The organism is Burkholderia sp. Tr-20390 (assembly GCF_017104595.1).
Lineage (GTDB): Bacteria > Pseudomonadota > Gammaproteobacteria > Burkholderiales > Burkholderiaceae > Burkholderia.
The window spans coordinates 1-7,371 of the sequence record NZ_JAAGPC010000287.1 but is presented as its reverse complement, the minus strand read 5'-3'; the positions used below and the strand labels follow the sequence as shown (position 1 = coordinate 7,371).

The following is a 7,371-nucleotide window of genomic DNA, read 5'->3' as shown; positions in this document are numbered from 1 at the left end:
CACGGCCGGCCCGACCGCGACGCAGCCGCGCCCCGGGCGCTGGGCCGCGAGCGGCACGAACCCGCTCGTCGCCGCGGCGAATCCGTTGCTCAACCTGGTGCCGCAGATCCGCTCGACCGTCCATCACCCGAATCCCGCGTGGCTGCGCGAGCACCTGGTCGTCGAGATCCGGCAGTTCGAGGCGCGGGCGCAGGAGGCTGGCGTGCCGTCGGAAGCGATCATCGGCGCGCGCTACTGCCTGTGCACGGCGCTCGACGAGGCGGCCGCGCTGACGCCGTGGGGCGGCAGCGTGTGGTCGTCGCACAGCCTGCTCGTGTCGTTCCACAACGAGACGTGGGGCGGCGAGAAATTCTTCCACCTGCTCGAACGCCTGTCGCAGCAGCCGCGCCAGCATCTCGACCTGCTCGAGCTGCTGTACTTCTGTCTCGCGCTCGGCTTCGAGGGCCGCTATCGCGTGCTCGACAACGGCCATGCGCAGCTCGACGCGCTGCGCCACCAGCTCGCGCTGACGATCCGCTCGGTGCGCGGCGAATTCGAACCGGCGTTGTCGCCGCACTGGCGCGACGTCGTCACGCGCGATGTCGCGCGCCGCTTCGGCGTGCCGCTGTGGGTGTGCGTGGCGCTCGCGCTGCTGATCGGCTTCGGCGTGTTCGTCGGGCTGCGGATCGCGCTCGCCGGGCATTCGGATCGGCTGTTCGCGTCGATCGATGCGCTGCACGTGCCGAAGCTGCAACCCGCGCAGGCGCCGCCGCGCCCGGCGCAGGCGCCGCGCATCGCGAAGTTCCTGGAACCGGAGATCGCGGCCGGCCTCGTGGCGGTGCGCGACCAGGCCGACCGCAGCGTGATCGTGCTGCGCGGCGACGGGGTGTTCAAGTCCGGCTCGACGTCGGTGATCGACCGTTACGTGCCGGTGCTCGCGCGCGTGGCCGATGCGCTGAACAAGGTGCCCGGCAACGTGCGCGTGACCGGCTATACCGACGACACGCCCGTGCATACGGCGCGCTTCGCATCGAACTGGGACCTGTCGCGCGAACGCGCGGAAGCCGTGCGCGGGATGATCGCCGCGCGGCTCGACCATCCGGAACGGCTCGCCGCGGAAGGGCGCGGCACGCTCGATCCGGTCGCGCCGAACGACTCGCCGGCGAACCGCGCACTGAACCGGCGCGTCGAGATCACGCTGCTGCCGGCGCCCGGCAGTGCCGCCGTCGGCGCGAGCGCCACGCAGGGAGCCAACTGACCATGAACCAGGCTGTCGCGCGTTTCGTCCGGCCGTTGCCGTCGCGGGAGATCTGGACCTTCGCCGGTCTCGTCGTGCTCGCGTGCTTCGTATGGCTCGCGGGGCCGCTGTTCGCGTTCGCCGAGGTCCGGCCGCTCGAAAGCGGCTGGGCGCGCGGGCTCACGATCGCGGTGCTGTTCATCGCGTGGGGCGCACGCGTCGCGTGGCGCAGCTGGCGCGCCGGCCGCCTCAACGCGCAGTTGCTGAATCAGCTGCGCGAGGCCGCGCCCGGGCCGGCCGTCGCCGACGATCCGGCGAAAGCCCAGCTCGACGAGTTGCGCAGCCGCTTCGACGAAGCCGCTTCGCTGCTGAAGAAGGTGCGCTTCGGGCAGGCCGACACCGCGCGCAAGGGCTTGCCGCGCTGGTTCGACCGGATGTCGCGCCAGTATCTGTATCAGCTGCCGTGGTACGTGTTCATCGGCGCGCCGGGCTCGGGCAAGACCACCGCGCTCGTGAATTCCGGGCTCAGCTTTCCGCTTGCCGAGCAGTTCGGCCGCGCGGCGATCCGCGGCGTGGGCGGCACGCGGCATTGCGACTGGTGGTTCACGAACGACGCGGTGCTGATCGACACGGCCGGCCGCTATACGACGCACGAGGGCAACCGCGCGCTCGACGAGGCCGAATGGAAAGGCTTCGTCGAGCTGCTGAAGAAATACCGCACACGCCAGCCGCTGAACGGCGCGATGCTGACGATCAGCGTGGCCGACCTGCTCGGCGCGTCGGAGGCCGAACGCACGCAGCACGCGATGGTGCTGCGCAAGCGGCTGCTCGAACTGCGCGCGCAGCTCGGCATCCGCTTTCCCGTGTACCTGCTCGTGACGAAGGCCGACCTGCTCGCGGGCTTCGCCGAGTATTTCAGCCACTACGGCCGCGCGGAATGCGCGCAGGTGTGGGGTTTCACGTTCCCGCTCGCGCAAAGCGAGGCGCCGGGCTTCGACCTGCGCGCGGCATTCGACCGCGAATACCGGCTGCTGCACCAGCGGCTGAACGACGGGCTGCCCGAACTGCTCGCCGCGCAGACCGACGCGCGCCAGCGCGAGATGACGTACCTGCTGCCGCAGCAGATCGCCGACCTGCAGGACATGCTCGGCCAGTTCGTCGCCGAGGTGTTTTCCGTGTCGAGCTACGAGCCGATGCCGATGCTGCGCGGCGTCTACCTGACGAGCGGCACGCAGGAGGGCACCGCGTTCGATCGCGTGATGAGCGGCATCAAGCGCTTCCTGAAGATCGAGGGCGTGCCGCCGGTCGCGCAGGTCGGTTCGACCGGGCGCAGCTTCTTCCTGAAGTCGCTGCTGCAGGAGCACATCTTCCGCGAAGCCGCGCTCGCCGGCAGCGACCTGCGCTGGCACCAGAAGCGGCGCGTGCTGCAGATCGCCGGCTACGTGCTGCTCGCGCTGGTGTGCGTGGCCGTGCTGTTTGCGTGGCTGCGCAGCTATTCGAACAACCGCGCGTATCTCGACCAGATCGCCGGGCGCGTGCCGGCCGTCGATGCGCAGATCGCCGGCGCGAAATTCTCCGATGCGGCCGACGTCGCGCGCCTGCTGCCCGTGCTCGACGCGCTCGGCAACCTCGCGAATGCGGGCGGCGTCGACCTGCAGCATCCGCCGCTCGCGTACCGGTGGGGGTTGTTCCAGGGCGAGAAGATCGACGAAGCCGTCGACACCGTGTACCGGCGCGCGCTCGAAGACGTGCTGCTGCCGATCGCCGCGAGCCGGATGGAGGCCGCGCTGCGCGATGCACGGCCCGACGAGACCGAATACGCATATGCGGCGCTGAAGGCGTACCTGATGCTGTACGACAGCGCGCACTACGATCCCGCGTTCGTGCAGGCCGTCGTCGACCTCGAGATGGAACGCGCGCTGCCGCCCGATTTCTCGCCGGCCGAACGCTCCGCGCTGCGTGCGCATCTTGCCGCGCTGTTCGGCAACCGGGTCGCGGTGTCGCCGTATCCGATGAACGAGCGGCTCGTGGCCGACGTGCGCGACCGGCTGCGCCAGGTGCCGTTCTCGCAGCGGCTGTACCGGCAGATGACGATGACGCTGCGGCCGGCCACCTCCGCGTTCGACTTCAGCGTCGCGCGGGCGGTCGGCCCCGACGCTTCACTGGTGTTCCGCCGGCAGAGCGGCAAGCCGCTGTCGGAAGGCGTGCCGGGGCTCTACACGCGCAACGGCTATCGCAACGTGTTCGCGCCGCGCCTGGCCGGCGAGGTCGAAGCGTACGGGCGCGAGGAGGTGTGGGTGCTGAACCTCGGGCTGTCCGAGATTCCCGGCCCGAACGACGCGGCCGCGTGGGCGCGCGATATCCGCCAGCTCTACCTGAACGACTACCTGAAGATCTGGGACGACTATCTCGCCGACATCAAGCTGCAGCGCACCGCGACGCTCGCGCAGAGCATCCAGGTGGCGCGCGCGCTGTCGTCCGCCGATTCGCCGCTCACGCGGCTGATGGTGGCGCTCGCACGCGATACGGCGCTCGGCGACGCACCGGGCGGGGCGCGCAATCTCGCGGCGCGCGCGCAGGACAAGGTCGACGAGGCGCGCAGTTCGCTGTCGCAGATCTTCGCGGGCCAGGGCAGCAATTCGAGTGCGTCCGCGGCGGCGCCCGCGAGCGCCGAGCAGATCGTCGACAGCCACTTCGCCGGGCTGCGTGCGTTCGCGCCGGGCAGCGGCGACCAGGCATCGGCATTCAACGACGTGCTGAAGTCGATCGACGCGCTGTACACGTACCTGACGGCCACCGACGACGCGCTGAGGAGCGGCGCGCAGCCGCCGCCGTCCGATGCGCCCGCGAAGCTGCGCGCCCAGGCCGGCCGCCTGCCGACACCGTTCCGCGAAGTACTCGACGACCTGTCGAACGTCGCGAACGGCAGCGTGGCGACCGTCGAGCAGCGCAGCGTCGCGACGCGGGCCGGCGCGAACGTCGGCGACTTCTGCCGGCAGGCGATCGCGGGCCGCTATCCGTTCGCGCGCGGCGCGGCGCGCGACGTCGCGCCGGCGGATTTCGCGCAGATGTTCGCGCCCGGCGGCCTGATGGACGACTTCTTCCAGAAGAACCTGCAGTCGATCGTCGATACGACGTCGCACCCGTGGCGCTTCGCGAACCGCAATGCGGACGCCGATCCGTCGGCCGCCGCGATGCTGGCGTCGTTCGAGAAGGCGGCGGTGATCCGCGACGTCTATTTCGGCGGCGGCGCGCGCACCGCGCAGTTGAAGGTGCAGATCCAGCCGCTCGAAATGGACCCGTCGATCACGGAGATGGTGCTCGACGTCGACGGGCAGATCGTCCGCTACGCGCACGGCCCGCTCGTGCAGAGCGCGGTGAACTGGCCGGGCCCGCGCGGCAGCAACCAGGTGCGGCTGCAGGTGTCCGGGCAGGCCGGCGCGACCGACGGCTTCTCGACCGACGGGCCGTGGGCGCTGCACCGGCTGTTCGACCGCGCGGGGGTGTCCGCCGGGCGCGGTTCCGACCAGATGATTGCGCGGTTCACGGTCGACGGCAAACCGATCGTGCTGCAAGTGAATGCGGGCAGTGTCCGCAACCCGTTCAGGCTGCCCCAGATGGAGTCCTTTACATGCCCGCCGAAGCCATGAGCCCGACACCGCCGTTCACGCGTACCGACGGCGATGCGCCGGCCTGGTACGGGAAGATTCCCGGCGCCGGCGACTTCGTGAACAGCCGCCTGCCGCATGCGCTCGCGCTGTGGTGGGAGCGCTGGCTCCAGCAGGGCATGGCCGCGATGCGCCAGCGCGGCGCGGACGAGATCGAGCGCCACTACACGGTCGCGCCGGTCTGGAACTTCCTGATTCCGGCGGGCGCGGGCGCATCGTGCATTCAGCCGGGCTGCCTCGCGCCGAGCTGCGACCGGGTGGGGCGCTACTACCCGGTGATCGTCACGCTGCCGATGCGCGCGGCCGATTACTGGAACGGGCTGCCGGATGCCGCCGACACGTTCTACTGGCAGGTCGGCCAGGCACTGCTCGACACGATCCGCCATGCACGCGCGCCCGGCGATCTCGAGCAGATGCTGGCGCGTGTGCGGCTCACGCCGGGCGACGACACGTACGCCGACATCGTCGACGGCATGCCGGCGCCGCCGCCGGAACGGCCGGCCCCGGCCGCGTGGCCCGGGCTGTCCGGTTACTTCGATCCGCACGGCGGCACCAGTTTCTGGTGGACCAACCGGGCGGACGGATCGCCGCTGCGCACCCATGCGCATACGGGCACGCCCGACAACGCGCTGTTCCTGACGCTGTTCGGCGGCAGCTAGCGGCCCCCGGCTGACCGACGGCGGGCCGCCGGGCGCGGCGGGTGCGGCGGGTGGAAAGGACGCGGTTTCGAGAGGTGGTGGAGATGAAGGACGCTGGATCGAGAGACAACGAGCACGACACGGCGACACGCGGCGACGCATCCGAATTCACGGTGCGGCCGCTGCCGCTCGGCCATCGCCTGGGCGAACTGCAGCTCGACGAGGTGCTGGGCATCGGCGGCTTCGGGATCGTCTATCGCGCATTCGACCGCACGTTGCGGCGCGCGGTCGCGATCAAGGAATACATGCCGTCGATGCTGGCCACGCGCGGCGGCGACTACACGGTGTCGCTGCGCTCCGAGCGGTTCGCGCAGGCCTTCGACGCCGGCCGCGGCGCGTTCCTCAACGAAGCGCGCCTGCTCGCGCAATTCGACCATCCGGGGCTCGTCAAGGTCCTGCATTTCTGGGAAAGCCACGGCACCGCGTACATGGTGATGCCGTTCTACGAAGGGCGCACGCTCAAGCAGCTGCTCGACGGCGGGATGCGGATCAGCGAGACGCAGTTGCGCAATATCGTCGGCGCGCTGCTCGGCGCGCTCGACACGCTGCATCGCGCGCAGTGCTTCCATCGCGACGTCGCGCTCGACAACGTGCTGATCCGGCCGAACGGCAGCGCGATCCTGCTCGACTTCGGTGCGGCCCGCAAACGGATCGGCGACCTGGTCGACGACGGCGCGATGATGATCAAGCCCGGCTATGCGCCGATCGAGCAGTACACCGACGATCCCGCGTTCAGCCAGGGGCCGTGGACCGACCTCTATGCGCTCGGCGCGGTGATGCACGCGATGATCACCGGCGAGCTGCCGCCCGCGGCCGTCGTGCGCAGCATCAAGGACACGTACCGGCCGCTCGCGTCGCGCGAACTGCCGGCCGGCGAGGTGTACAGCCCGGCGTTTCTCGCGGCGGTCGATCATGCGCTGCAGTTGCGGATTCCGGATCGGCCGGAATCGGTCGCGGCGTTCGCGGCGGAGCTCGGGTTGCGGGACGTCGGGACGGGTGGCGGATATGGCGCGGCGGTCGTGCCGCCGGTGGGTGAGGCAGGCAGGAGCGGGGAAGGGAAGGGGGAGGCTTCTGCTGCGTCCGGCGTGGCGTCGGCAGCAGCGGCGGCTTCGATCGGCGCGGGCGGGACCGCTTCGGGCAACGCTGCGCCGGATGGGCGAGCGTTGACAGCCGGTGGTGCGGATCATGTGTCTATACCCACGCACACGGCATCCGCAGCGCCTGGCGTGTCCGGCGCCAAGCCGGCGGCCGATATGCCTTCGACGTCCGAAACCGTCGCGCAAGGCGCCGCCGTTGCGGCTGCGGGCTCGCTCGCAGCGTCTGCTGCATCGCATGCGTCTCAATCGCCTGCGAAACCGGTTGAAAAGCCGGTCGAATCCGAAACGGCGAACGGAAACGTCGAACGCGCGCAAGAAGCGCCCGCTGCACGAACTGACACACACGACGCAGCCGGTACGCGATCCACAACGACCGACGCCGGCGTCGGTGCACGCGGTGCGGCGGGTTCCGGGAATGCGAACGCATCCGCGACTGCCGGCACCGCTGGTTCGAGCGCACCGCATCCCGCCGCATCGGCGTCGGCCTCGTCATCGAGTGGCGCATCCGGGCCGACCGGCGCCCAACGCGGCCACGCTCCGCCTGGATCGCGCAACCGCCGCCTGCCTGTCTACGTCGGCAGCGCGCTCGTCGCGTTGATCGCCGTCGGCCTCGCGGCGACTTATCTGTCGCGTCCCGCCCGCGTCGCCGACGAGGCCGCGCCGGCCGCCAGCCAGCCGCAGGCCGGTACGTC

Annotated in this window: 4 protein-coding genes; all 4 read left to right on the top strand. The window is 70.7% G+C overall.

Translation table 11 applies throughout. The annotated features are described in order from the left end of the window. Window positions 1-1,237 (top strand): DotU family type VI secretion system protein (locus G3N98_RS37320; protein WP_206150932.1); only part of this gene is annotated, 1,237 nt, incomplete at its 5' end. A 2-nt stretch (window positions 1,238-1,239) separates the two neighbouring features. Further along, window positions 1,240-4,866 carry a type VI secretion system membrane subunit TssM gene (gene tssM, locus G3N98_RS37315; protein WP_206150931.1) on the top strand — a complete coding sequence of 1,209 codons (3,627 nt, stop codon included), beginning with the start codon at window positions 1,240-1,242 and terminating at the stop codon, window positions 4,864-4,866. Further along, window positions 4,848-5,543: a type VI secretion system-associated protein TagF gene (gene tagF / locus G3N98_RS37310; protein WP_175238661.1), complete on the top strand. Its 696-nt coding sequence runs from the start codon at window positions 4,848-4,850 to the stop codon at window positions 5,541-5,543. Before tssM ends, tagF begins: the two co-directional genes overlap by 19 nt. Window positions 5,544-5,626: 83 nt before the next feature. Beyond that, on the top strand, window positions 5,627-7,371 hold a 1,745-nt coding region (locus G3N98_RS37305; RefSeq protein WP_206150930.1), incomplete at its 3' end, for a serine/threonine-protein kinase.